Genomic DNA, 22086 nt, shown 5'->3' with positions numbered 1-22086 from the left:
AATTGGCTCCAATAAACCCACTCGCGCTTGCGCTCCGCATATTCCTGACATAATAAGTCAACTTTAATTGACCCAGCCAGAGTCGCCGCACTCAGCCAGGAAACCGGAGACAGCGGAGACTTCAAATGTTGCCATCGGACCATGATGGGAAACCCAATAACGAGCGGAGCGTCGGCCCATCTGACAAGGCGGGCCTGCCCCTCTACTCGGCGACCGATCTTACTCAAGGCGGAGATCTGGCTCAGATTTCCTTGGCGGGGCAGGTTTATACCTTGCGCATCACGCGGGCGGGTAAGCTCATTCTGACAAAATGAGCGATAGCCCGTCATTGCCGAGCACTTTGCGGGGCTATGAAAGTGCCGCTCGCGAGCGATTGGACCAAGCCACAGCGGCCTATTTTTTTGGAGCGGCTGGCGACGGACAGACTGCGCAGCGGAACTTTACCGATCTCGCGAGCGTCCAACTTCTACCTCGGCACCTGAGGGATATCAGAGGCGGCGGCACGCGGTGCACGGTCCTCGGGCAGGATCTCGCTGCTCCCATAATGGTGGCACCAATGGCCGCGCAGCAATTGCTACACCTCCAAGGCGAGGCCGCGACCGCTGCCGCCGCCACGGCGCAGGGGTGCGGAATGGCGCTCAGCACACAATCCAATGTTCCGATGGCGCACGTCCGGTCGGAGGGGCCAAACGCTCAGACGTTTCAACTTTATTGGCAAGGACGAGACGCCACTCTCGCGCAAGCCCAACTCGCCGCCGATGCAGGCTTTCAGACCCTTGTTCTGACTGTCGATGCGCCTGTAAAGGGCGTCAGAGATGAGGAAATTACCTGCGGCTTTCAGTTTCCTGCCTCCCTGCCCTTTCCCAACCTAGCCGCGCAGCCTCCGCAGTTTACTCCGCTGACGGGCACCGGGTCCCCAATTTTCGACCGGATCGCCTATGTCATGCCGACGTGGGACGATGTGGCTTGGTTCTGCCGCCATGCGCCCCTGCCGGTCTTGCCCAAAGGCATCATGCATCCCGGGGATGTGGCGCTGTTGCAGGACGCTGGGGCGACAGGGCTGATCGTGTCGAACCACGGCGGACGGGTGCTGGACGGTGTCCCGTCGAGCATCTCGGTTCTGCCTGCGATCAGACACGCTGCCGGAGCGGGTTTTCCCGTGCTCTTCGACGGAGGCATCCGTCGCGGTGTGGATATTTTCAGGGCCATCGCCCTCGGCGCTGACGCGGTGCTGATCGGACGGCCAGTGCTCTGTGGCCTTGTCATGGGCGGCGCGCTCGGCGTGAGCCATGTGCTGCGTCTGCTGAGGGACGAGCTGGAGATCACAATGGCCCTCACCGGATGCCGTACACTTGGCGACATCACGCGCGATTGCGTCAGGGTGCCCGACGGCTTCAGCCCCTATTGATCGAATAATTGATCGGGATCACCAGCGTGAAACTGTCACCGGCGAGCGCATTCGGCGGGGTCGGCATTTTGCCAATTCCGTCGATCACGCCCAGCGCGGCTTGATCCAGCACATCATGGCCGGAACTCTGCTCGATCGACCGCGCGAGCACGTTGCCGTAGCGGTCCAGTTCGAAGCGGATGCGCACCTCGCCCTCGATCCCCGCCGAACGCGCCGCATCGGGATAGGACTTGGCGTGGGCGACCTTGAGCACGATCTCTTTCTGCCACTCGGTAATCTGTTCGACATCGGCGGCTGAAAGCCCTTCGCTGCTTGCCTGAGCGCTGTCGGCCGTTTGGTCGGCATCGACGCCCGACACGGACGCATCTGAGGCTTCGGCAGCCGTTGCACCTGTGGATGAAGGCTCGTGAACCTTCTCTTCTTCATACTCGGCGGCAGTGGCGGTCGCATCGCGCTCGGTATTCTCGACCGGATCGGGGCTGGCCACACCGAATTTCAGGGTGTCGTCTTCGACCTCATAGGGGCTTTGGTTGAGGACCGGTTCATCCGCCGCCTTTGCAGGGTCGACCAGTTCGGGGCTTTCGGTGACGGTCGCGGCCTCCTCGGCTTCGGCGACCTCGCGGCTGTCTTCACCCGCAGCGGTGGGCGCTGCGATGATGTCCGACAGATCGAACATGATCGCGCCCTGCACGCCGGCCTCCAGTGGCGCGGGAGCTGCCTCCTCTGACTGAGATGTCAGCACCACTGGCAACGCAACATGCGCCGCACCACTGAACGCGACGGTCGCGGCGAGCATCGGCAACAGCGACACGCCGCCTTTGTAAGCGAGGCTCATTCCGCTCCCCCCTCTTCCGGCGGAGCGCCCATTTCATCGAGGCCGACGAGGCCGACCTTCAGGTAGCCGTCTGACCGCAGCACATTCATCACGCCGATCAATTCGCCGTACGGCACCGATTTGTCGGCGCGAATGTAGAGGCGTTCGTCGTGATTGATGCCGGTCGCGATGCCGACCTCCATCACGAGCGAGTCCAGCGTGGCGGGATAGTCGCCGACGGAGATGGAGAGATCCTCTTCGATCGTGATGAACACCGGCTCCGACGGCCTGACAGGCGCATCGGCGACCGCGACGGGCAGTTCGACGGGAATGTCGACGGTCGATAGCGGCGCTGCGACCATGAAGATGATCAACAGCACCAACATGACGTCGATGAATGGCGTGATGTTGATCTCCGCGCTTTCGCCCAGATCATCGAAGTCGTCGCCACCGAGTTTCGCGCCCATGACTTACTCCGCCGCCGCAGCGATGATGGGCGCGCGCGCGTGCGATTTCGCGAGGTCGAGATCGCGGGAGAGCGTGCGATAGACCAGCGCCGAGGCGTCCCCGAGCATCACCCGATAGCCACTGATGGAGCGGGCCAGCAGGTTGTAGAAAATGACCGCAGGGATTGCCGCGACGAGGCCGATGGCCGTGGCGAGCAGAGCTTCCGCAATGCCCGGCGCGACGACGGCGAGGTTGGTGGTGTTGGTTTCGGCAATCGAAATGAAGCTGTTCATGATGCCCCAGACCGTGCCGAAAAGGCCTATGAAAGGCGCCGAGGAGCCGGTGATCGCCAGAAGCGCCGTTCCTGCACTGGCTTTGCGCGCGGCACCCGTTTCGATACGGCTGAGTGCGTTTTCTGTGCGCTCCTTGGTGCCGTCCACGCTGCCTCTGGCCGAGCGATCACGTTCTTCCTGCGCTGTGCGGATCATGAAATTCATCGGTGCGCGGCCTTTAACGCGGACGCCTTCCAGCGTGCCACGTTCGTCAAGGTTGCGATACCCGCGCCGCAGGCGCGCTTTGGCCGCGCCCAGCGACAGAAGCTTGGCTATGAACACCGCCCAGACAAGCACTGAGGCGACGAAGAGCGTGACCATGACGCCTTTGACCACGATGTCGGCAGCGAGGTACATGCCGACGGGGCTCATGTGGTCCTGTCCGGCCTCCGCCAGCCAATCGGATAGGCTTTCCATGCTCTGCGCAGCGGCTGGCGTAGCAAAGATTGACGCGGATGCGGCGTACCAAAGGCGGTTCATACCTCGCTCCATTCACGGATCATGTTGTGGTAAATACCGGTCAGGCGGACGACCTGCGGGTCCTCGACACCGGACTGCATCGCAAGCGTCTGGATGGTCTGGTCGAGGTCGAACAGGATCGAGCGCTGCTGGTCCGACCGCACCATGCTTTGCAGCCAGAAGAACGACGACACCCGCGCGCCGCGCGTGACGGGCGTGACCTGATGCAAGGACGTCGACGGATAGAGTACCATATCGCCCGCTGGGAGTTTGACCTCTTGCGTGCCGTAGTGATCCTCCACCTGAAGAACGCCGCCGTCGTATTCGTCCGGCTCAGAGAAAAAGATGGTCATCGACAGGTCAGTCCGCAGCCGCTCCGCGGTGTGCGGATTGACGCGGATCGCATTGTCGACATGGACACCGAACGTCTCGCCGACCTCGTATTTGTTGAACATCGGCGGCAAGAACCGCAGGGGCAATGCCGCCGATAGGAACAAAGGGGTTTCGCCAAGTCGGTTCAGGATCAGCTGACCGAGTTTCTGCGCCGTCTCACCGGTTGCAGGCAGCTGCTGATTAGCCTTCACGGACTGCGATTGAGCGCCAGCGGTTTTACGGCCGTCATCCCAATCCGCCTGATCTAGCAGATCGCGGATGCTGCGGACTTCGTCCTTGGTGAATACCTCGGGAATGGTAACGAGCATGGCTCACCCCTCTGTTTTGGATGCGAGGGGCGAGCGGACCCGCCCCTCCATTTCGGATCAGAACTTCATTTCCAGCGTGGCCCAGACCTCACGGCCCGGAGCGACGTAGGTGAACGGCTCGCCCGAACGGTACGCGGTGTCGTAGTAGGTCTGATCGGTGGCATTCGAGACACCGAAGCGCACACCCGTCGTATCGTTGAAGGCGTATTCGCCGACGATGTCGAAGGTGGTGTAGGACGGCAGCGTATTACCGTTCGGCGTGGAAGTGCCGAGGTCGCGCTCACCTGTGTAGTTGACCTGAACGCCGAGCATGAAGTCCTCGGTGAAGTCATAGGTGGTCAGCAAGTTGAACTGCTCGTGCGCAATTGTCGGAACCGACTGGCCGATGGCTTCGGGATCTTGGCTGTCGAGCACTTCGCTCTCCATCCACACCGCGCCACCAAAGAGGCCGATCCGGTCGTTAAGCTTGCCGCTCACGCCAAGTTCGACACCCTGCACCATGTATTCCAGCGTGTCATAGGTGACCGAAGCGCCGCGCGGGCCGATGTCTTCGCGGGCATTGTCCTTGGTCGTGCGGAACAGTGCAGCGGTCAGAAGCAGATCGTCCTGATACTCGTACTTCGCGCCGAATTCGAGCGAGGTGTTCTGCTCGGGAGCGAGCGCCATGCCGCCTTCGTCCAGACCGCCATAGTAGCCGCCACCCGCTGCGATCTCCTGCCCCATCGGGTTGGTCGAGGTCGAGTAAGCGCCGTAGAAGGTGACGTTTTCCCGCGGCTTGTAGTTGGCAGAAAGGTTGCCGTTCACCATCGTGTCTTCACGGGCATAGTCGTAGGCATCGCCCGTCCAGCCAACGCCCGAACGCGAGATGGAGTAGTTGTCGACCCGCAGACCGGCGGTCACGCTGACTTTGTCGGTGATATCCACGGTGTCGAGCGCATAGACGGACGTAGTGCGCACCTCGGTCGTGGTGAAGCTGTCACCGCGCGTCGGCGTTTCGCCGCCCCAGCAGTCGGTCGGATCGGGATCGACCACACTTACTGTACAACCGTTCTGACCTGCGGGCGGCTGGTAGTCCTCCGATTGCAGGTTGGCATAGGATGTCGAACGCACGTCTTCCTGCGAAATGCTAACGCCGAGGATGTAATTATGCGATAGACCGAAGGCCTCGGCCTTGCCCGCCAGCTCGGTTTCGTTGGAGAGGACATCCGTCTCCTGATAGCGGCTCTTGAAGCTCAGACCGACGGTCCAGTCGTTTGGATCGGTCGAGCCGTTGTCCGAAACGCTGCTCGGTGCGGTCAGCACGTAATCGTTGATCGAGGTCGACCCACGCAGCGTGTTGGTCAGCGTCATGTCGGGCGAGATGTCCCAAATGACACGCGCGGTCGCGACGTCTTGCGTTGTTTCCTGATAATCCCGTCCCGCAACGCCGTAGAATGTGTCACGGTCGACGCCGAATTCGGTCACGGGGCCGTTCGGGATGTCGATGCCGTCGGTCTCGTCGCCATCAGCGATATAGGGAACGCCCCAATCCGGCGTCTGTTCGATTTCCGTGTGGGTGTAGTCCGCTTCAACCGTCACGTTCGGCGCGGCTTGGTAACGCAGCGCAGCCGAAAGACCGCGGCGGTCGTCGATGAGGCTCTCGCGCCCCGCGACTTCGCCGTTCTGGATCATACCGTTGACGCGGACCTGAAGGTCGTCGCTGACCGCCCAGTTCGTGTCGACCGTCTGGCGGGTGGTGCCCGCATCGGTGACGGTGGTCGCAAGCTCGGTGAAATCAACGTCCTGCGGCTTTTTCGTTGCGATGTTCAGCGCACCGCCAGTGGTGCCCCGTCCGCCGACCGAACCGGCCGGACCTTTGACGACTTCGACCTGCTCTGTGTTGAAGGTCTCGTGGACCGAGATACCCGGATCACGCACGCCGTCGACGTAGATGTCGTTGTTGGCCTTGAAACCACGAATATAGATGTTGTCCCCGAACGAGCTGCCACCCTCACCGAAGCCCAGCGAAATGCCCGGCGTACTACGGGCCAGTTCTCGGATAGCGGTGGTGCCTGTCGTCTCGATCGTTTCCTGCGTGATCGCTGTGACGGTGCGCGGCGTGTCCAGAACCGGCCCCGGCAGGCGCGAGTTGGTCAGCGTCTCGGCGCGGAACGGCGCATCTGGGTCGGCATTGGGATTGGTGCCCGCGCGAGCTTTCGCTTCGGCGGCAGCAACGGCAGCGGCTTCGGCGGCAGCGGCTGCCTCTGCGGCTTCCTGCGCTGCGCAAACCGGCGTTCCCGCCAGTTCGGGCGTGCAAACCTGCGGCGCGGCGGGCGCAGCAGTACGGCGCGGCGCGGCAGCCGGAACGCTCTGTTGTGCGGGCTGGACCTGAGTGGTTTCGACCTCGACGGTCGGAAGCATTATCGTGGTATCGGTGTCCTGCGCCATCGCGCCGGTGGCAAATGCCATCGCGGTCAGCGAAGCACCCAAGAGTGAAGTGGTCGGTACGGAAAAGCCGTGTTGAGCCGCGAGCGGCTGCTGTCGCAGATTGCGCATATGTCCCTCGGTTTATTTTGCAGCGTTTGACTGTGTCGAAAACAGGCTGTCTTGACCGAGGAGGTCTGGATGGCGACTCGACAGGGCGGCAAATAGCATACCAAAATAGTCAGGTAAATGGGCGAAGAGGCGTTTTGCGGAGGTCCGCCCCCCATGGGTGCTGCTCCATCATGTTCTCCTGAACACGAATTCACCCCTTTACAGCTTTCCGCCCCTATGGCTGGCTCAACTTATAGTTGGAAAGGTGTATTCATGGATTTTCAGATTTGGCTGGCTTTCGTCGCGGCCTCCACAGCGCTCTTGCTCATTCCGGGACCGACCGTCCTGCTCGTTCTCAGCTACGCCATCAGCCAAGGCAAACGGGTCGCCCTTGCGACCGTGGGCGGCGTTGCTCTGGGTGACTTCATCGCCATGTCCGCGTCGCTCGCCGGTTTGGGGGCGCTGGTCCTTGCCTCGGCGACTTTGTTTACCGCCCTGAAGTGGATCGGCGCGGTTTACCTTGTTTTCCTTGGCGTCAAACTGTTCCGAAGCGCATCGACAGCCTCACTCGGCGATCTGGAGCGGGTGTCGCAAACCAGCGCGCGGAGCGTGTTCGGCCATGCCGCCGCAGTGACGGCGCTTAACCCGAAATCCATCGTGTTCTTCATCGCGTTCGTGCCGCAATTCGTCGTCCTGGACGCGCCCCTGCTGCCGCAGTTCACTATCCTCGTCGTGACCTTCGTTGGACTAGCCGCCATCAATGCGCTGGCTTATGCGCTCTTGGCGGACAAATTGCGGGCAAAGGTGGCCCGCCCGTCGGTTCTGGCGTGGTTCTCATGTCTGGGCGGTGGAGCCTTGGTCGCAATGGGCGTGGCGACCGCCGCGTTCAAACGCGCGCATTAAGCGACCGCTCACGCATCCGGAACCGCATCTCGACCTGAGCACGGGCGTCTTGCACGGCCGTGCCAAGGTCAGCACCCTCAGCCAGCCCGACCGCGATCGCGCTGGCGAGTTGGCATCCGGTACCGCGCATTGGGAAGCCAAACCGTGGGCCGCGAAACTTCATGATCTCGCCGCTCGGCAGATGCAGCCTGTCTTCGCAAAAGGCGTCGTCCTCTGCGTGACCGCCCTTCACAAGAATCGCGCCGCAACCGCGCATGATTAGAACGCGGACACGTTCGGCCTCCTCAGTATTCTCGTCGAAACCAAGACGGGCGGCTAACATCCCGAGTTCCGGCAGGTTCGGCGTCAGCAGCGTCGTGCGGGGCAAAAGCTCCGCGATCAATGTGTCCACGCCGTCCTCATCAAGCAGCGCAGTTCCCGAACTCGACGCGAGCACGGGATCGAGGACCAATGGCACCGAGGGCAGCGCCGTAGCGACGGCTGAGACAACTGCTGCGGCGCCCAGCATCCCGACCTTTACCGCACCGACCTCTCCCGCCGCTTTGACCTGAAGCGCCACATCACCGCATGACATCAGCCGAACAGAGTGTACGGCGTCATCCGTCTGGGCCGTCACCGCCGTGACGGCGAGGCACGCCTCCGCTCCCATCTGCGCGGCTGTTGCAATGTCGCGGGCAAGCCCCGCCCCCCCGCTGGAATCCGTGCCGCCGATGAAAAGAACCCGAGGCATCACTCTCCTTCCGCGCAGATTGCAACTTGGCTGTGCCCAGCGTCATTGAATATCCGTGCGGCACGCCATGCCCGCAAGCCGCTCGCGCAGACAAAGACGATCCGCTGATCGGAGCGGAGCGAGAGGCTCTGCGGGTCAGGCACGCTTTCCCTCCGCAAATCGACAAGGATATCCGTACCACCGACCGCAGCGCGCGAAATGATGCTTGGACATACCGCCTCAGGCTCCGGCGCCCCGTCAAAGCGAAACTGCGAGGTGCGCCAGTTTGAAAAGTCGACCGACATGATCGACCCGAGCGGCGATGGCTCATGCCCGAGCAGGATCGAAAGCGCCATTTGCGCCTGCATTGCCCCGAGCGTCGCGACGGCTGGCCCCATGACCCCCGCGCTGGAACAATTGCCCGCGGTCGGCGGCAGGTCGGGAAAGACCGCACGTAGGCTGGGCGTGCCGCCGCAAAACCCGCCTGCATACCCCTGTCGACCAATGACGGACGCGCTGACCAAAGGCTTTGCGGTCGCAAGGCAAAGATCCGAGAGCGCGTAGCTCACCGCGAAGTTGTCGGCCGCGTCGATGACCAGATTGGCGCTTGCAATCTCGGACTGTGCCGTTTCGGGATTGAGCCTCGCGACCACCGCCGTCACACTGCAATCGGGGTTCAGCGCCCGTAGGTGCTGCGCGGCGCAAAGCACCTTGGGTTGGCCTACATCGCTCATGCGATAAAGTGTTTGGCGATGCAGGTTGTGCACCTCCACCACGTCGGGGTCGTAAACCGTGATCTGCCCCACGCCCGCACCTACCAACAACGGCAGCAGCGTTGACCCGAGTCCGCCTGCCCCCGCGACCAGAACGTGCGCGCGCGCCAGCTTTGCCTGACCATCGTCGCCGACTCCGGGCAGGCAGCTTTGCCGGATGTAGCGGTTCATTTGCAATACTCCCGCGTGACCGCGATCCACTCACGGCAGCGCGCTTCTGGGTCTTCAGCCATCTTGATATCCGTCACGACCGCCGCGCTGTCGGCGCCTGCGGCGAAGAGGTTTGGCAAGCGTTCCGGCACCAGCCCTCCGATCCCAACCAGCGGAACGGAGCCCGCGAGCTGACGCCATTGCCGCACACGGTCCAGCCCCTGCGGCCCCCATTTCATCTGTTTGAGTAAAGTCGGATAGACAGGTCCGAGCGCGACATAGGCGGGCTTTTGGCCCAGCGCACGGGCAAGCTCGACTTCGTCATGGGTCGACAGGCCGAAACGGACCTCGGCCCGTCGCAGAGCATCAAAGTCCGCCGTATCCATGTCCTCTTGGCCAAGATGGACGAAATCGCAATTCAGCTCAATCGCAAGCTGCCAGTAGTCATTAACGACAAGCTGTGCGCCATGCGCCGCGCAGCAGACCTGCGCCCGCTTGATCTGGTCGCGGATAGCATCTTCGGGGCGGTCCTTGATCCGCAGTTGCACGAGCCGGACGCCCAGCGGCACCAACCGCTCCAGCAAGTCGGCATCGTCGACGATCAGGTAAAACGGGTCGAGCGCCGTCATGCCAGCACCGCCTGTCCGAAAATCGGGGTCGATGCGGCAGCCATGTCGCGCCGCGGCATCAGGCCCGCAGTGTACGCCGCACGCCCTGCGGTGACGGCTTGACCAAAGGCCCGTGCCATCGCGACGGGATCGAGCGCCTTGGCCACGGCGGTGTTCAGAAGCACCGCATCAAAGCCCATCTCCATCGCCGCCATCGCCTGCGACGGCGCGCCGATGCCTGCGTCGATCACCAGAGGAACGCCCGCGAAATGGGTGCGCATCGTGCGCAACCCTTCGATGTTGCGCAGCCCCTGCCCCGATCCGATCGGTGCGCCCCACGGCATCAATACGCGGCACCCTGCCTCCAGCAGGCGCTCGCCGACGATGAGGTCTTCGGTCGTGTAGGGAAACACCTCGAAGCCATCGGCGCAAAGGATACGCGCAGCCTCGACCAAGGCGAACGGATCGGGCTGCAACGTGTCGGCGTGGCCGATCACCTCGAGTTTAATCCATGATGTGCCAAAGAGTTCGCGCGCCATCTGCGCGGTGGTGACAGCCTCGCGGACGCTGTGGCATCCGGCGGTATTGGGCAGAATGCGGCAGCCGCTTTCCCGCAGGATTTCGCGAAAAGCCTCGCCGCCCTGCCCTTCGCGTCGCAGGGAAACCGTAATAACCTCGGTTCCAGAAGCGGTGATTGCATCGCGAAGGATTTGAGGCGACGGATATTGCGCCGTCCCCAGCATCAAGCGGCTGTTCAATTCGGTTCCGTAGAACATCCGTCAGCCCCCCTGCATCGGAGATAGAACTTCGACCTTTGCCCCGCGGTGCAGTGGAGTTTTCGACCGCAGTGGACGAGGAACGAAGACACCATCGAGAGCTGTAGCGACCGAGGCGGCGTCAAAGCCATGTTCGTCGATCAGCGTGGCCAAGGTCTCGGCAGCTGTCGCGACCGGCGCGCCGTTCAGATCAATCTGCATGGGCAAGCTCCTCTGTCATCATCTGGGCAAGCTGGACGGCCAAAACGGGTGCCATCAGAAAACCGTGGCGATACATGCCGTTGACGTAGATACGCTCGCCGATGCGCCGAATAGCAGGGATGTTGTCGGGAAATGCGGGACGCAGCCCCGCTTCGGTTGTCACAACCTCTGCCTCTGCAAAGGCGGGATGGACGGTGTACGCGGCGGAGAGCAATTCCATCACCGCCCGCGCCGTGATCGTGCCTGCGTTAGCGCTTTCGACCATCGTGGCACCGATCATGTAACGCCCGTGTCCGCGCGGCACGATGTAACAGGGGAAGCGAGGATGCAGCAGGCGTACAGTGCGGCTTAGCTCGACGTCAGGCGTGACCACTTCGACCATTTCGCCGCGCACAGCACGCAGGTCGTTCAGGCTGGATCTGGCAGCCATGGCGCGGCAATCGACAATCCGGCCCGACGGCGTTGCATCGTGAATGGAAACGCCGCGTGCGCGTAGATTGGCACGCAGACTGGCTAGCGCCGCTCGCGGGTCCATGTGGGCCTCGGTTTCGAAAAATAGGCCCCGCGCAAAGCGGCCCGCGAGGTCGGGCTCAAGCGATCCGGGATCAACCCAACAATGCGCGCGCGTGGCGCGGGCAAAGCGGTCAAGCTCTGCGGTATCGCGCGAGGCCGCAAGAACGAGCGTGCCTCTCCGCTGCACATCCGGCACATGTGCCGCCCACCAGTCGGTTGCCGCCTGCCCCTGCGTGACGATGGCGTCAGGGGCGCTTTCACCTTCGCAAAAAGGTGCAAGCATCCCGCCAGCCAAGAGCGACGCAGGACTCGGTGCGCCTTCGGCCTCGATAACCTCGACCGCAAAGCCCGCCTCGGACAGGGCTGTGGCGGCGCAAAGCCCCGCCACGCCCGCACCCAGAACCGAGATCATCACGCGTCCTCCGCCGGGACGTAAAGCGCGCCAGCCTCGCGGAATTTCGCGGCCATGTCCTCCATGCCCTTCTGCTTTTCGGCTTCGGCACGAATGTCGTGGCTGATCCGCATCGAGCAGAATTTCGGCCCGCACATCGAACAGAAATGCGCGACCTTGTGCGCCTCGGCAGGCATCGTCTGGTCGTGCATCTCGCGCGCAGTGTCAGGATCGAGCCCGAGGTTGAACTGGTCCTCCCAGCGGAACTCGAACCGGGCGCGGCTTAGCGCGTCATCGCGCCTTTGCGCACCGGGATGGCCCTTGGCCAGATCGGCGGCATGAGCCGCGAGTTTGTAGGTGATCACACCGGTCTTCACGTCGTCGCGGTCAGGCAGACCAAGGTGTTCCTTGGGCGTGACGTAGCAGAGCATAGCCGTACCGAACCAACCGATCATCGCCGCGCCAATCGCGCTGGTGATGTGGTCATAACCCGGCGCGATGTCCGTGGTCAGCGGCCCGAGCGTGTAGAACGGCGCTTCATGGCAGTGCTTGAGTTGTTCGTCCATGTTCGCTTTGATCTTGTGCATCGGAACATGCCCCGGCCCTTCGATCATCACCTGACAGTCCTTGGCCCAAGCGATCTTGGTCAGCTCGCCCAGCGTGTGCAGTTCGGCAAATTGCGCCTCGTCATTCGCGTCCGCGATGGATCCGGGGCGCAGCCCGTCGCCGAGCGAGAAACTCACGTCATACCGGCGGCAGATGTCGCAGATCTCGTCGAAATGCTCGTAAAGGAAGCTCTCACGGTGATGGTGCAGGCACCATTTGGCCATGATCGAGCCGCCGCGTGACACGATGCCGGTGACGCGTTTGGCGGTCATCGGGATCATGTGCAGCCGCACGCCGGCATGAATGGTGAAGTAATCGACGCCCTGTTCCGCCTGTTCGATCAACGTGTCGCGGAAAATCTCCCACGTCAGGTCTTCGGCCACGCCGCCGACCTTTTCGAGCGCCTGATAGAGCGGCACCGTGCCGATCGGGACCGGCGCGTTGCGGATGATCCAATCACGGATGTTGTGGATGTTTCGGCCCGTGGAGAGGTCCATGACCGTGTCGGCGCCCCAACGGATCGCCCAGACCATTTTCTCGACCTCTTCTTCCATGCTGGAGGTGACGGCCGAGTTGCCGATATTGGCGTTGATCTTCACTTTGAAATTGCGACCGATGATCATCGGCTCGAGCTCGCGGTGATTGATGTTCGCCGGAATGATCGCGCGTCCTGCGGCAATCTCGCTGCGGACGAACTCAGGTGTCACGAGATCAGGCAGCTCTGCACCGAATGCCTCGCCGTCGCGGGTTTGCGCAGCGCGGCGGCCTTCGTTTTCACGGATCGCAACGAACTCCATTTCGGGGGTGATGATACCCGCGCGCGCATAGGCCAGCTGGGTCACCGCCCGATCACCAACCGCGCGCAGGGGCGCACGCTGGACAGGAAAAGCAGGCGTCAGGCGGGCGCCGGTGGCAAAGCCGTTGTCGGCATCGGTCACGCTGCGGCCATCGTATTCTTCGATATCGCCGCGCGCTTGCAGCCAGCCGCCGCGCACCTCGCCCAAGCCGGTGGCAATGTCGATCGTCGATAACGGATCGGTGTAGGGCCCCGAGCTATCGTAGATCGTCAGCGGCTCTTCGTTCGAGATGGCGATCTCGCGCAGCGGCACCTTGATTTCGTGCATGTCGCCGGGGGCATAAACCTTGCGCGAAGCAGGCAGACTGCCGGTGGTGATGGCGGGAATAGTGTCTTTCATTTCGGTCTCCTCAAAAGTGATGAGACCCAATAGAAACAGGTGGCAGAAAGGGGCCGGATGGCCCGGACGTGCGAACGCACGAGGGCCAAGAGCGGCCCGAAAGGACCGCCCCCACGTAGATGGAGAAAACGGAATAGCCCTTCGGTCTTCCTACGCCAGCGTCAACTGGGTCAGGTTCAAAGGGTCGCGTCACCGAGGCGTTTAGAACGCCCCTGTCAGCCTCTCAGTCCCCTAGGCGGGACTCCCCTGACGTATGCGCATATTCCGAGTGACCTAGGGTCATGTCAACGAGGAAATTCGCCAATCTTGCATTTCGCGCGCCTGATCGCGTAGCGCGAACTTCTGGATCTTGCCGGTCGAGCTGCGCGGGATCGGACCGAAAACAAACCGCCGCGGCACCTTGTAATGCGCCAGATGATCACGGCACCAGACCTTGAGCGTGTCGGCATCCGCCCCCTGACCATCGGCCAATTCGACAAAGGCGCAGGGCGTCTCGCCCCACTTCTCGTCAGGCATCGCGACGACGGCACAAACGGCCACGGCATCGTGCCGGTAGAGCGTCTCTTCCACCTCGATAGACGAGATATTCTCACCGCCCGAAATGATGACGTCCTTGGACCGGTCCTTGAGCTGGATATAGCCGTCGGGATGCACCACACCCAGATCGCCGGAGTGGAACCAGCCGCCCGCGAAGGCTTCCCGCGTTGCCTTCGGATTACGGAAATAGCCTTTCATGACGACGTTCCCACGGAACATCACTTCGCCCATCGTCTGGCCGTCGCGCGGGACGGGCAGCATGGTTTCGGGGTCCAGCACATCCAGACCTTCAAGCGGTAGATAGCGCACGCCCTGACGGGATTTGAGGCGGGCCTGCTCCGCGCTCGGCAATTCGGACCATGCGCTGTGCCAGTCGTTGACAACCGCAGGGCCATAGGTTTCGGTCAGGCCGTAGAGGTGGGTGATGTCGAAACCCGCGTCCTTCATCGCGGCGAGCAGTTTTTCCGGCGGCGGCGCGGCTGCGGTGAAGAACTGAACCGGCTGCGGAAGGTCGCGCTTTACCGTGTCGGGCGCAGAAATCATCAGCGACATCACAATCGGCGCACCGCACAGATGGGTCACGCCTTCGTCCGCCAGCGCGGCCCAGATCGGCTCTGCCCTGACCTGGCGAAGGCAGACGTGGGTGCCGATGATGGCCGACAGCGTCCACGGGAAGCACCAGCCGTTGCAGTGGAACATCGGCAGGGTCCACAGGTAGACCGAATGCTTCGCCATGCTCGCGGTCAGCGCATTGCCTTGGGCCAGCAGATAGGCACCACGGTGATGCGTCACGACACCCTTTGGATCGCCCGTCGTTCCCGAAGTGTAGCTGATCGCAATGGCGTCCCATTCGTCCTCCGGCATGAGCCACGCGAAATCGGGGTCACCCGTGGCGAGGAAGTCCTCATAGTCGGTAGCGGCCGTCGCAAGGCGCGGGCCGTCAAACTCCGGATCATCGTAGACGATGACTGCCGGCTTGGCCGCGCAGAGTTGTAGTGCAGCGGTCAGCAGTGGCAGGAACTCTGAATCGACGATGACGAAGCGGGACAGTGCGTGATCGAGCTGGAACGCGATGATCGCAGCATCGAGCCGCGTGTTGATCGCGTGCAGCACCGCGCCGCACATCGGAACGCCGTAGTGGCACTCCAGCATTGCGGGCGTGTTTGCGAGCAGTGCCGACACGGTATCGCCGCGCCCCATCCCTGCCTGCGCCAAGGCCGAGCCCAACCGCCGCGAGCGGGCATAGAATTCGGCGTAGCTGCGCCGCAACGCGCCATGCACAATCGCCGTATGGTCTGGAAAAACCGTCGCCGCACGCTCCAGAAAACCGATCGGGGTCAGCGGCTGGTAGTTCGCAGGGTTGCGGTCAAGGTCGGCATTGTAGGGGTTCATCAGGCGTCCTGCCATTCGGGGGTGCGTTTTTCGATGAAGGCGCTAATTCCTTCCTCCGCATCGCGCGCCAGCATATTGTCGACCATGACCTGCGCCGCATAGTCGTAGGCTTCAGCGAGGCTCATTTCGGATTGCGCATAGAACGCACGCTTGCCTGTCGCGACGGTCAGGGCGGATTTCGACGCGATCTTGCGGGCGACGGACATGACCTCTTCGCGCAGCGCATCCGGCGGCACACTGCGGTTCACCAGACCGATTTCTGCCGCGCGGGCGGCAGAGGTCATATCGCCCGTCAGCAGCATCTCCATCGCGTGCTTGTTGGCCACATTGCGCGACAGCGCGACCATCGGCGTCGAACAAAAGAGGCCGATGTGCACCCCCGGTGTGCTGAAGGCTGCGGTATCCGCCGCAATCGCCAGATCGCAGCTTGCCACGAGCTGGCACCCCGCCGCCGTGGCGATGCCTGTCACCTCGGCGATCACCGGTTTGGGGCAATTGACGATGCCCTGCATCATGGCAGAGCAATCGCCGAGCACCTTGGTGAAATACGCCCGCCCGCGGTCATCACCGCACCGTCCAGCGGTCATCTCCTTGAGGTCATGACCCGCGCTGAACGCGGGACCATTGGCCGCAAGGATAATGACACGCACCGCAGGATCGCGGCCTGCTTCGGCGAATGCACCCGTCAGTGCGGCCAGCATCGCCTCTGACAAGGCGTTGCGCTTGGCGGGGTTGTTCAGGGTCAGGCGCAGGATGCCGTCGGCATCGCATTCGCGCAGCAGGATATCGGTCATATGGCCTCAGAGAATGTGCAGTTCCAGATTGCCCAAAGCGGATCAGGCGGCGGCGAGCGATTTCTTCGGGTCGAAGAAAGGAACTTCGACGACCGTCGCGACCGTCGGGCCTGACGGCAGAACAACCTCGAGCTGGCTTCCGATCTCTGCGTGTTCGATTGCCACCATCGCGAGCGCGATGTTCTGACCAAGGCGCGGCGAGTAGATGGCCGAAGTGACCTTGCCCACCTCGTTGCCGCCCGAGTTGATCTGCCAGAAGCTGGTGTTCGGTCCGCTCAGCGGTGCGGCGTCGATGATGAGGCCGATCTGTTTGCGGGTAATACCCTGCTCTTTGATACGGCGCAGCGCGGCTTTGCCGATGAAGTCGGCCTCCATATCGAGGTTGCACAGTCGGCCAAGACCAAGCTCGAAGGGGTTGGTGTGGATGTCGGCGTCGGCGTGATAGGACAGCATCCCGCCCTCGATCCGGCGAATGGACGAGGTGTGGCCGGGCTTCAGGCCGAACTCCATCCCTGCAGCCATTATCCGCTCCCAAAGTGCCTCGCCGCAGCTACCGTCACGCAGGTAAATCTCGTAGCCCAGTTCGCTCGACCAGCCGGTGCGGGACGCGATGAGCGGCATACCGTCGAGTTCGACCTCGCGCAGCCAGTAGTATTTGAGGTCCATGATCTCGTCACCGAAGAGCGCGCGCATCACCTCGCCCGACTTCGGCCCCTGTAGCTGGAGCGGCGACACGTCCGGCTCACAGATCGACACGTCGAGGCCAGCGTGCACGGCAACGCCCTGCGCCCAAAGCAGGATGTCGCTGTCAGCAAGCGAGATCCAGAAGTGGTTTTCAGCCAGTCGCAGCAGGATCGGATCGTTCAGAATACCGCCGTCCGCGTTGGTAATCAGGATGTATTTGCATTGACCGACCGCCACCGTCGACAGATCACGCGGGGTCAGCATCTGCACGAACTTCGCAGCATCGGGTCCGGTGATCTCGACCTGACGTTCGACGGCCACATCGCACAGGATCGCATCGTTCACGAGGTTCCAGAAGTTCTGCTCCGGATCACCGAAGTCACGCGGGATATACATATGGTTATAAACGGAAAATCCCTTGGCACCCCAACGCACAGTAGCGTCGAAATAAGGAGATTTACGGATCTGCGTGCCAAAGCCGAACTCGTCTGCGTTCATGTCCTGCGCCCTCGAAAAACGCCGGGCTAGTGGCCCGGGATGTGGTGGATGATGGCGCTTATTAATGGGAAAATTTCGCTGCGCTTCGGGCCAAAATGCGGGCACGGCGCAGACTGTTCGGACTGAAAATATGCCGCGTCTCAGACCGTTCGGTCGCGGACCGATGGAGCGGCCAATTTTGCGACATTCGGGCGGGACGATTTCACCACGCGAGTCGCGATGTAGGTCATGTAGCGATCCACCGACAGATCCGCCTCGATCATCTCCTGCATCAATGCCTGAAACGTTTGGAGCGTCGGGGAGACAGTCTTCATGACGTAATCCATGCCTCCACCCGTCGCGACGCATTCGGTGATCGCGTCCTGCTGCGCGACCCAACTTTCGAACCGGTCGAAGTCAGCGCGGCGGTGATGCGTGAGCGATACGGTCACCATGACCTGCGTGAAGTCGCAAACCCGCTCCAGCGCGATTTCGGCATGGAAGCCGCGAATATAGCCCGCCGCTTTCAGGCGGTCGAGCCGCGCCCAACATGGCGTCGCAGAGATGTTCACGATTTCGGACAGGCGGGTCTTGCTCAACTGGCCATGCGCCTGCACGGCGCTGAGGATGCGAATGTCTGTAGCGTCAAGGCCGAGCTTCGTCATGTGTTCTGAACTTCACCTGTTCCGAAAACCTTACCGCAGCCTGTGAACCACAGAATGCGTAACGTCCCTTACCGCCATTCTCGAACGCTTTCACATCTATTCCGACACGAAATGATCGGTAAGCGCCACATATCCGAAATGCACCACGGACGATGTTGCCGCTATCATGCCTTTGGATTAGCGTCCCATTGACGGCGAAGCGCGGAGGAGCGCGGCGCCCGATTTTAACAGGGCTTTTCAGCATTTTCGTTGCCCGTTCGGGAGGATTCAACATGACGACCACCGTGGACAAAGCGTCCGACAACTCTGCGGCCTTCTGGCTGGACGACAGCGGGCACCGCAAATGGCTGGCCGCCGATGCGCTGAGCCAATTCGATTTCTTCCGCGCGAGCCTGCGTAGCGGAGACGGCTTCTACGTTCTGAACTACGAAGGCGAGCCCCTGCCCGACACCGTGCAGGAGCTCCACACTACCACGCGCCTCGTGCATTCGTTCGCGCTGGGTCAGTTGGCCGGCGTTCCGGGCGCGGCAGAGCTGGTCGACAAGGGGATGAAGTACCTCGTCTCCCACCACCGCGACATGAAAAACGGCGGGTATGTCTGGGCGATGGACGGCGACAACGTTCATGACGGACGCAAGCTAGCCTACGGGCATGTATTCGTGCTGCTCGCCGGTGCGACCGCGAAAATGGCTGGTCATCCTGACGCGGACGAACTGATTGCCGACGTCAGCGCCATTCTGGACAAGCACTACTGGGAAGAGGACAACGGCCTCTTTGCCGACGAATGGAACCAGGACTGGACGCCGTTCTCCGACTATCGCGGCATGAACGCGAACATGCACGGGGTGGAGGCGTTGCTCGGCGCTTTTGAAGCCACGGGCGATGAGGTCTACCTGACCCGCGCCGGACGCATCCTCGATTTCTTCCTCGGCAAGATGGCTCCTGCCAACGACTGGCGCCTGCCGGAACACTACACAAAAGACTGGCAGGTCGATCCGGGCTATTCGGAGAACCCGATGTTCCGCCCTGCTGGCACCACTCCGGGTCACTCGTTCGAACTGGCACGTCTGCTTCTGCAATACTGGGATCTGTCTGGCCGCAAGGACGACACCGCCCCCGCTACCGCGCGCCGCCTGATGGAGCAGGCACTGAACGGCGCGTGGGACGCGGAAAAGGGCGGGTTCTTCTACACGCTCGATTTCGACGGCACGCCCACGATCCGTGACCGCTATTGGTGGCCTGTGACCGAGGCGATTGGCGTCATCGCGACGTTCATCAAGCTCGAACGCAAGCCCGAGGACGAAGAGTGGTATCGCCGCCTCTGGAACTTCGCCGACAAGCACCTGATCGACCACACCAACGGCGGCTGGTTCCCTGAACTGGACGAGGACAGCAAACCGACGGGTCGTCAATTCCTCGGCAAGCCGGACATCTACCATTCGGTTCAGGCGGCGCTGTTCCCGCTCGCGCCGGGAATTTCGCGACTGGCTGAAAACCTACCGAAGCTCGTCTAACGGAACGCCGCGTCAGGCCATAGCCGAGGCGCGGCGCACTTTCCACGACCGCCATATAAAGGCGATGATGAAGAACCCCGTCAGCACCAGAATGATCGTCGGTGCTGGCGCGCTATCGAGCCAGAAGCTCGCATAGATACCGCCGCAGGTCGCGACGATGCAGACCAGAACCGCGACAACCATCATGTGGCTGAAGCGGCGGGTCATCAGGAATGCGATGGCTCCGGGGGCGATGAGCAGACCGACCGCGAGGATCAGGCCCGTTGCCGTCAGCGTTGCCACGATGGTCAGCGATAGCACCGTCAGCAACCCGAAGTGCAGCATGTTCACTGGTAGGCCGGATGCCTTGGCCTGGATCGGATCGAAGGCGTGGAGGAGAAGATCCTTCCACTTCGCCAGCAGCAGAACCGTCACGACCAATCCGATGATACCAGCGGTCCAAAGGTCCTCCGGCCCGATCCCGAGCATGTTGCCGAAGAGCACGTGATCGAGGTGGACGTTGGTTTTGACCGCGACGAACATCACGATCCCCAGCCCGAACATGCCCGAGAACACGACGCCCATTATGGTGTCCTGCTTGATGCGGCTGTTCTCGGTCAGATAGCCCGTTGCGGTGGCCGTGATCATGCCCGCCAGAAACGCTCCGACGATCAGCGGCAGGCCAAGGATATAGGCCAGCACGATGCCCGGAAGGACAGCGTGGCTCACCGCGTCCCCCATCAGCGCCCAGCCTTTCAGGACGAGGAAACAGGACAGCAAAGCGGTCGGGACAGAGATCATCAACGCGATAAAGAACGCGTTCTGCATGAACGGAAAAGCGAAGGGAAACAGAAGTGTATCGAGCATTATGCACCCTCCGCCCGAAGTGCTTTGGCCGCCTTGCGTTTGTGCGCCAGCAGCCCGTGCTTGGGGGCAAGAACGAAGGTCGTCAGGAAGATCAGCGTTTGCAGCAGCACGATGACCCCGCCAGTTGCTCCATCAAGGAAGTAACTGATGTAAGCGCCCACGAAGCTGGTCACGGTGCCGATGCTGATCGACGTGATGATCAATCGCGGGAAGCGGTCGCAAAGCAGATAGGCCGTCGCGCCTGGTGTCACGACCATCGCGATGACGAGGAACGCGCCAACGGTTTGCATGGCCGCAACCACGCTGGCCGACAGCAGAACGAAGAACACGACTTTGAGCAGTTGCGGGCGCAGGCCGATTGAGCGGGCATGGTTTTCGTCGAAGAACACGACCATGAGGTCTTTCCACTTCAACATCAGGACCGCCATCGACACCACGCCGATGATGGCGAGTTGCAAAGTGTCCTCTGGCGTGATGGCCAGAATGTTGCCCATGGTGATGGTGTCGATAGAGATCGCCATCGGACTGACGGACGCCATGAACAGCCCCACTCCGAAGAACGAGGTGAAGATGATCCCGATGATCACGTCGACCTTCAGCCCCGACCGATCCGACAGGAAAAGCATCGCCGCCGCAGCAAGCCCGCCTGAAATGAACGCGCCCAGTGCAAACGGGATGCCCAGCAGGTACGCCCCCGCCACACCTGGCACGACCGAGTGGGAGAGCGCGTCGCCGATCAGAGACCAGCCCTTGAGCATCAGATAGCACGACAGGAACGCGCAGACGCCGCCGACGAGCGCCGACACCCACATCGCATTCAGCATGTAGGAATAGGTAAACGGCTCCAGCAGCGTGCTCATTGCGCGGCCTTCGACAGAGCGTCCGAGATCGAGAAATGACGCAACACACCGCCGAACGCCTCTTCGAGATTATCGCGGGTAAAGGTCGTCTCGGTCGGCCCGTAAGCCAGCACGGTGCCTTTGACGAGCACGGTGCGATCGCAAAACTCCGGCACCGTGCCGAGGTTGTGGGTCGACACCAGCATCACACGGCCCTCGTCGCGCAGTTCGCGCAGGAGCTTGATGATCTGTTCCTCGGTCTTCACATCGACGCCCGTGAATGGCTCGTCCAGCAGGATCACCTGACCGTCTTGCGCCAGCGCGCGGGCAAGGAAGACGCGCTTCTTCTGGCCGCCCGACAATTCACCGATCTGACGATGGCGAAAATCGAGCATGTTCACACGCGACAGTGCCGAATTGACGGCTTCGTGGTCGGCCTTGGACGGACGGCGCAGGAAACCCATTTTGCCGTAACGGCCCATCATCACAACGTCCTCGACCAGCACAGGGAAGGCCCAATCGACCTCCTCGCTCTGCGGGACATAGGCGACGAGGTTCTTGCGCAGCGCGTCCTTCACCGACATGCCGAGCAGACGGATTTCACCCTTGGCGACGGGCACGAAGCCCATAATCGCCTTGAACAGCGTGGACTTGCCCGCACCGTTCACGCCGACGAGCGCGGTAATCGTACCGCGAGGCACCTCGAAACTGGCGCTGCGCAGTGCCGTGTGACCGTTTCGGTAGGTCACGGTGACATCCTCGGCAGCGATCCCGCCCGAGGTGTCCGAAGTGGCAAATTGCTGAACATCTTTCATCATGCGTCTTTCTGCCGGAGGG

At 62.0% G+C, this 22086-nt stretch carries 23 protein-coding genes; 4 read left to right on the top strand and 19 right to left on the bottom strand.

Annotated features, from left to right (window positions below):
* Positions 1-125: 125 nt before the first annotated feature.
* Together hemP and IF204_RS03005 are read left to right on the top strand one after the other, a co-directional pair.
* Positions 126-314, top strand: coding sequence for a hemin uptake protein HemP (gene hemP, locus IF204_RS20320; protein WP_194094543.1), 189 nt, complete (start codon positions 126-128; stop codon positions 312-314).
* On the top strand, positions 311-1408 hold the full coding sequence (locus tag IF204_RS03005; RefSeq protein ID WP_194094541.1) for an alpha-hydroxy acid oxidase: 1098 nt from the start codon (positions 311-313) through the stop codon (positions 1406-1408). Before hemP ends, IF204_RS03005 begins: the two co-directional genes overlap by 4 nt.
* Here IF204_RS03005 and IF204_RS03000 read toward each other — a convergent pair.
* Genes IF204_RS03000 through IF204_RS02980 form a run of 5 tightly spaced genes read right to left on the bottom strand, consistent with a single transcriptional unit; the run spans position 1395 to position 6696 of the window.
* Positions 1395-2243 (bottom strand): energy transducer TonB family protein, encoded by an 849-nt coding sequence (locus tag IF204_RS03000; RefSeq protein WP_194094539.1) that lies wholly within the window; start codon positions 2241-2243, stop codon positions 1395-1397. The genes IF204_RS03005 and IF204_RS03000 overlap by 14 nt on opposite strands.
* Entirely contained in the window at positions 2240-2689 is a 450-nt protein-coding gene (locus tag IF204_RS02995) for a biopolymer transporter ExbD (protein WP_194094537.1), read from the bottom strand. Before IF204_RS02995 ends, IF204_RS03000 begins: the two co-directional genes overlap by 4 nt.
* Before the next feature lie 3 nt (positions 2690-2692).
* The gene (gene exbB / locus IF204_RS02990; RefSeq protein ID WP_194094535.1) at positions 2693-3481 is read right to left on the bottom strand and encodes a tonB-system energizer ExbB; all 789 of its coding nucleotides are present in this window, start codon (positions 3479-3481) and stop codon (positions 2693-2695) included.
* Entirely contained in the window at positions 3478-4161 is a 684-nt protein-coding gene (locus tag IF204_RS02985; protein WP_194094533.1) for a Fe2+-dependent dioxygenase, read from the bottom strand. The genes exbB and IF204_RS02985 overlap by 4 nt, the downstream gene beginning before the upstream one ends.
* A gap of 57 nt (positions 4162-4218) precedes the next feature.
* Positions 4219-6696 carry a TonB-dependent receptor gene (locus IF204_RS02980; protein ID WP_228069043.1) on the bottom strand — a complete coding sequence of 826 codons (2478 nt, stop codon included), beginning with the start codon at positions 6694-6696 and terminating at the stop codon, positions 4219-4221.
* A 252-nt stretch (positions 6697-6948) separates the two neighbouring features.
* Between IF204_RS02980 and IF204_RS02975 the strand changes: the two genes are divergently transcribed.
* Positions 6949-7578, top strand: a complete 630-nt coding sequence (locus IF204_RS02975) for a LysE family translocator (protein WP_194094531.1) — start codon at positions 6949-6951, stop codon at positions 7576-7578.
* Here IF204_RS02975 and thiD read toward each other — a convergent pair.
* The 11 genes from thiD to IF204_RS02920 all read right to left on the bottom strand — a co-directional run bounded on the left by thiD (position 7562) and on the right by IF204_RS02920 (position 18050).
* Positions 7562-8308: a bifunctional hydroxymethylpyrimidine kinase/phosphomethylpyrimidine kinase gene (gene thiD, locus IF204_RS02970; RefSeq protein ID WP_194094529.1), complete on the bottom strand. Its 747-nt coding sequence runs from the start codon at positions 8306-8308 to the stop codon at positions 7562-7564. The genes IF204_RS02975 and thiD overlap by 17 nt on opposite strands.
* Positions 8308-9231 carry a HesA/MoeB/ThiF family protein gene (locus IF204_RS02965; RefSeq protein WP_194094527.1) on the bottom strand — a complete coding sequence of 308 codons (924 nt, stop codon included), beginning with the start codon at positions 9229-9231 and terminating at the stop codon, positions 8308-8310. Before IF204_RS02965 ends, thiD begins: the two co-directional genes overlap by 1 nt.
* Positions 9228-9839 (bottom strand): thiamine phosphate synthase, encoded by a 612-nt coding sequence (locus IF204_RS02960; protein ID WP_194094526.1) that lies wholly within the window; start codon positions 9837-9839, stop codon positions 9228-9230. The genes IF204_RS02965 and IF204_RS02960 overlap by 4 nt, the downstream gene beginning before the upstream one ends.
* Positions 9836-10594 carry a thiazole synthase gene (locus IF204_RS02955; RefSeq protein ID WP_194094525.1) on the bottom strand — a complete coding sequence of 253 codons (759 nt, stop codon included), beginning with the start codon at positions 10592-10594 and terminating at the stop codon, positions 9836-9838. Before IF204_RS02955 ends, IF204_RS02960 begins: the two co-directional genes overlap by 4 nt.
* Before the next feature lie 3 nt (positions 10595-10597).
* The gene (thiS, locus tag IF204_RS02950; protein ID WP_194094524.1) at positions 10598-10795 is read right to left on the bottom strand and encodes a sulfur carrier protein ThiS; all 198 of its coding nucleotides are present in this window, start codon (positions 10793-10795) and stop codon (positions 10598-10600) included.
* On the bottom strand, positions 10785-11720 hold the full coding sequence (locus IF204_RS02945; protein WP_194094523.1) for an FAD-dependent oxidoreductase: 936 nt from the start codon (positions 11718-11720) through the stop codon (positions 10785-10787). The genes thiS and IF204_RS02945 overlap by 11 nt, the downstream gene beginning before the upstream one ends.
* Entirely contained in the window at positions 11720-13501 is a 1782-nt protein-coding gene (thiC, locus tag IF204_RS02940) for a phosphomethylpyrimidine synthase ThiC (RefSeq protein ID WP_194094522.1), read from the bottom strand. Before thiC ends, IF204_RS02945 begins: the two co-directional genes overlap by 1 nt.
* A 279-nt stretch (positions 13502-13780) precedes the next feature.
* Positions 13781-15430: an acyl-CoA synthetase gene (locus tag IF204_RS02935; RefSeq protein WP_228069039.1), complete on the bottom strand. Its 1650-nt coding sequence runs from the start codon at positions 15428-15430 to the stop codon at positions 13781-13783.
* A complete protein-coding gene (locus tag IF204_RS02930) occupies positions 15430-16224 on the bottom strand; it encodes an enoyl-CoA hydratase (protein ID WP_194094520.1) in 795 nt (264 codons plus the stop codon). The genes IF204_RS02935 and IF204_RS02930 overlap by 1 nt, the downstream gene beginning before the upstream one ends.
* Positions 16225-16266: 42 nt before the next feature.
* Complete coding sequence (locus IF204_RS02925) at positions 16267-17406, bottom strand: glycine cleavage T C-terminal barrel domain-containing protein (protein WP_194094519.1); 1140 nt, start codon at positions 17404-17406, stop codon at positions 16267-16269.
* Between the two features lie 140 nt (positions 17407-17546).
* Positions 17547-18050 (bottom strand): Lrp/AsnC family transcriptional regulator, encoded by a 504-nt coding sequence (locus IF204_RS02920; protein ID WP_194094518.1) that lies wholly within the window; start codon positions 18048-18050, stop codon positions 17547-17549.
* Positions 18051-18322: 272 nt separating this feature from the next.
* Here IF204_RS02920 and IF204_RS02915 point away from each other — a divergent pair, with 272 nt between their 5' ends.
* Entirely contained in the window at positions 18323-19564 is a 1242-nt protein-coding gene (locus tag IF204_RS02915) for an AGE family epimerase/isomerase (protein WP_194094516.1), read from the top strand.
* 12 nt (positions 19565-19576) lie between these two features.
* Here the strand turns inward: IF204_RS02915 and IF204_RS02910 are convergent, their stop codons facing one another.
* From IF204_RS02910 to IF204_RS02900, 3 genes are read right to left on the bottom strand one after another with little or no spacing between them, the layout of a single operon-like run.
* Positions 19577-20410 (bottom strand): metal ABC transporter permease, encoded by an 834-nt coding sequence (locus IF204_RS02910; RefSeq protein WP_228069037.1) that lies wholly within the window; start codon positions 20408-20410, stop codon positions 19577-19579.
* Positions 20410-21270 (bottom strand): metal ABC transporter permease, encoded by an 861-nt coding sequence (locus IF204_RS02905; RefSeq protein WP_194094514.1) that lies wholly within the window; start codon positions 21268-21270, stop codon positions 20410-20412. The genes IF204_RS02910 and IF204_RS02905 overlap by 1 nt, the downstream gene beginning before the upstream one ends.
* On the bottom strand, positions 21267-22064 hold the full coding sequence (locus tag IF204_RS02900; protein ID WP_194098128.1) for a manganese/iron ABC transporter ATP-binding protein: 798 nt from the start codon (positions 22062-22064) through the stop codon (positions 21267-21269). The genes IF204_RS02905 and IF204_RS02900 overlap by 4 nt, the downstream gene beginning before the upstream one ends.
* Positions 22065-22086: the final 22 nt, after the last annotated feature.

It is taken from the genome of Marivivens aquimaris (assembly GCF_015220045.1).
Lineage (GTDB): Bacteria > Pseudomonadota > Alphaproteobacteria > Rhodobacterales > Rhodobacteraceae > Marivivens > Marivivens aquimaris.
The sequence above is the reverse complement of the archived record's forward strand: the minus strand, read 5'-3'. Positions and strand labels throughout refer to the sequence as shown.

What these genes read in the sequence shown, in the direction of transcription:
- hemP (WP_194094543.1), top strand. Translation starts at nt 126, where the DNA reads ATGTTGCCATCGGACCATGATGGGAAACCCAATAACGAGCGGAGCGTC.
- IF204_RS03005 (WP_194094541.1), top strand. Translation starts at nt 311, where the DNA reads ATGAGCGATAGCCCGTCATTGCCGAGCACTTTGCGGGGCTATGAAAGT.
- IF204_RS03000 (WP_194094539.1), bottom strand. Translation starts at nt 2,243, where the DNA reads ATGAGCCTCGCTTACAAAGGCGGCGTGTCGCTGTTGCCGATGCTCGCC.
- IF204_RS02995 (WP_194094537.1), bottom strand. Translation starts at nt 2,689, where the DNA reads ATGGGCGCGAAACTCGGTGGCGACGACTTCGATGATCTGGGCGAAAGC.
- exbB (WP_194094535.1), bottom strand. Translation starts at nt 3,481, where the DNA reads ATGAACCGCCTTTGGTACGCCGCATCCGCGTCAATCTTTGCTACGCCA.
- IF204_RS02985 (WP_194094533.1), bottom strand. Translation starts at nt 4,161, where the DNA reads ATGCTCGTTACCATTCCCGAGGTATTCACCAAGGACGAAGTCCGCAGC.
- IF204_RS02980 (WP_228069043.1), bottom strand. Translation starts at nt 6,696, where the DNA reads ATGCGCAATCTGCGACAGCAGCCGCTCGCGGCTCAACACGGCTTTTCC.
- IF204_RS02975 (WP_194094531.1), top strand. Translation starts at nt 6,949, where the DNA reads ATGGATTTTCAGATTTGGCTGGCTTTCGTCGCGGCCTCCACAGCGCTC.
- thiD (WP_194094529.1), bottom strand. Translation starts at nt 8,308, where the DNA reads ATGCCTCGGGTTCTTTTCATCGGCGGCACGGATTCCAGCGGGGGGGCG.
- IF204_RS02965 (WP_194094527.1), bottom strand. Translation starts at nt 9,231, where the DNA reads ATGAACCGCTACATCCGGCAAAGCTGCCTGCCCGGAGTCGGCGACGAT.
- IF204_RS02960 (WP_194094526.1), bottom strand. Translation starts at nt 9,839, where the DNA reads ATGACGGCGCTCGACCCGTTTTACCTGATCGTCGACGATGCCGACTTG.
- IF204_RS02955 (WP_194094525.1), bottom strand. Translation starts at nt 10,594, where the DNA reads ATGTTCTACGGAACCGAATTGAACAGCCGCTTGATGCTGGGGACGGCG.
- thiS (WP_194094524.1), bottom strand. Translation starts at nt 10,795, where the DNA reads ATGCAGATTGATCTGAACGGCGCGCCGGTCGCGACAGCTGCCGAGACC.
- IF204_RS02945 (WP_194094523.1), bottom strand. Translation starts at nt 11,720, where the DNA reads ATGATCTCGGTTCTGGGTGCGGGCGTGGCGGGGCTTTGCGCCGCCACA.
- thiC (WP_194094522.1), bottom strand. Translation starts at nt 13,501, where the DNA reads ATGAAAGACACTATTCCCGCCATCACCACCGGCAGTCTGCCTGCTTCG.
- IF204_RS02935 (WP_228069039.1), bottom strand. Translation starts at nt 15,430, where the DNA reads ATGAACCCCTACAATGCCGACCTTGACCGCAACCCTGCGAACTACCAG.
- IF204_RS02930 (WP_194094520.1), bottom strand. Translation starts at nt 16,224, where the DNA reads ATGACCGATATCCTGCTGCGCGAATGCGATGCCGACGGCATCCTGCGC.
- IF204_RS02925 (WP_194094519.1), bottom strand. Translation starts at nt 17,406, where the DNA reads ATGAACGCAGACGAGTTCGGCTTTGGCACGCAGATCCGTAAATCTCCT.
- IF204_RS02920 (WP_194094518.1), bottom strand. Translation starts at nt 18,050, where the DNA reads ATGACGAAGCTCGGCCTTGACGCTACAGACATTCGCATCCTCAGCGCC.
- IF204_RS02915 (WP_194094516.1), top strand. Translation starts at nt 18,323, where the DNA reads ATGACGACCACCGTGGACAAAGCGTCCGACAACTCTGCGGCCTTCTGG.
- IF204_RS02910 (WP_228069037.1), bottom strand. Translation starts at nt 20,410, where the DNA reads ATGCTCGATACACTTCTGTTTCCCTTCGCTTTTCCGTTCATGCAGAAC.
- IF204_RS02905 (WP_194094514.1), bottom strand. Translation starts at nt 21,270, where the DNA reads ATGAGCACGCTGCTGGAGCCGTTTACCTATTCCTACATGCTGAATGCG.
- IF204_RS02900 (WP_194098128.1), bottom strand. Translation starts at nt 22,064, where the DNA reads ATGAAAGATGTTCAGCAATTTGCCACTTCGGACACCTCGGGCGGGATC.